Origin of the sequence: Streptomyces calidiresistens, assembly GCF_014141525.1 — a bacterium.
Lineage (GTDB): Bacteria > Actinomycetota > Actinomycetes > Streptomycetales > Streptomycetaceae > Streptomyces > Streptomyces calidiresistens.
Window position 1 is genome coordinate 1 of the sequence record NZ_VKHS01001007.1, and the last position, 1,689, is coordinate 1,689.

Below are 1,689 nucleotides of genomic sequence, written 5' to 3' on the forward strand. Positions count from 1 at the left end.
CCGCCCCCCCAACCGCCAGCTCGCCGCGCTCATCGCGGAAGCGGGCTTCTCCCATGCCGGGCTGGCAAGACGGGTCGATCAGTTGGGCCTGGAGCACGGGCTGGACCTCCGCTACGACAAGACCTCCGTCACCCGCTGGTTGCGCGGCCAGCGGCCCCGGGGGACCACCCCGGCACTGATCGCCGAGGTGTTCACCCGCCGGCTGGGCCGTCGGCTATCCGCCCGTGACCTGGGCCTGGAGGCCTGTGCGCCGGTCTACGCCGGCCTGGAGTTCGCCGCGGGGCCGCACGAGGCGGTGGAGATCGTCTCCGGCCTGTGGCGCAAGGACACCGGCGGGTACGCGGAGCTCAGACGCATCGCCTTCACCCCGGCGGGGTTGGTGGTGCCCAGCCGCGACTGGTTGATCGGCCGACCCGACGAACGGGTCTCCCGCGGGGTTCCCGCACCCGGCGGTCCGGCCGGTGCCCTCGGGGACCGTGCCGATCGAGCCGCCCGGGTGCCCGAGCAGGGGAGGGGCGCCGGCGGGCGCCCCCACGCGGCCCCCGGCGGGACGGCCGGCATCCCCGGCCCCGCCGCCCCCGGCATGCCGGCGCCCCTGGCGATCGGTGCCCGGGGCGGGGCCGTGGCGGCCGGGCGCGACCCGGTCGAGCGGGGCCCGGGCCGGCGGGTCACCGCGGGCGACCTCGCGGCCCTGCGCTCGGTGGCCGAGCTGTTCCGCACCCTGGACCACGCCTACGGGGGCGGCCACGCGCGGCAGGCGCTGATCCGCTACCTGGAGCACGAGCTGGAGCCGCTGCTCCGCGGCACCTACGGGGAGCAGATGGGACGACGGCTCTTCGGTGCCGCCGCCGACCTCACCAGACTGGCGGGATGGACGGCCTACGACATCGGGGCGCACGGTCTGGCCCAGCGGTACTTCGTCCAGGCGCTGCGCCTCTCGCAGGCGGCGGGTGACCGGGTGCACGGTGCCTTCGTGCTCGCCGCGATGAGCCGCCAGGCGGCCCATCTGGGGCACGGCCGGGAGGCGGTGCAACTCGCCCGGGTGGCCCAGCAGGGGCTCTCCGGCACCGCCCCGCAGCAGGTGCACGCCCTCCTGCACGCCGCCGAGGCCCGGGGGCACGCCCTGTTGACCGACACCCGGTCCTGCACCGCGGCCCTCGCCCGGGCCGAGCGGGCGATGGAGGCCGCCCGGCCGGGCGAGCGTCCCGGGGAGCGTCACGGCGAGGAGGTGCCGCCGTGGATCCGCTTCTTCGACGAGGCACAGCTCGCGGACGAGTTCGCCCACTGCCACCGGGACCTCCAGCAGTACCGCTCGGCGGCGCGGTACGCCGACCGGGCCCTGCAACTGCGGGCCCCCGCCTACGCCCGCAGCCGACTCTTCACCCGGGTGGTGCTGGCCACCGCCCGCCTGGGTCTCGGGGAGGTGGAGCAGGCCTGTGTGCTGGCCGCCGAGGCGGCCCAGCAGGCGGTGGAGATGCGTTCGGTGCGCGCCCACGAGTACCTGCGGGACTTCGAGCGGAGGCTGGAACCGCACCGCGACACCACCGCAGCCCGGAGCTACCGCGAGCGGATCTCCGCCACGGGATGAGCCGGCCCGTGCCGGAAGAACCGGCGGGTGCCCCGTCTCCTCCTCCGGGGCACCCGCCGGTCCGCCCGGCACCCCGCCCGCCCGGCACCCGGTCCCCGGGG

At 77.1% G+C, this 1,689-nt stretch carries 1 protein-coding gene; it reads left to right on the plus strand.

Features of this window, described 5'->3' with window-relative positions; translation table 11 throughout:
- Nucleotides 1–1,588: NsdA family TPR-like regulatory protein (locus FOE67_RS24980; protein WP_182667085.1), on the plus strand; the 1,588-nt coding region annotated here is incomplete at its 5' end.
- Between the last annotated feature and the right edge of the window lie 101 nt (nucleotides 1,589–1,689).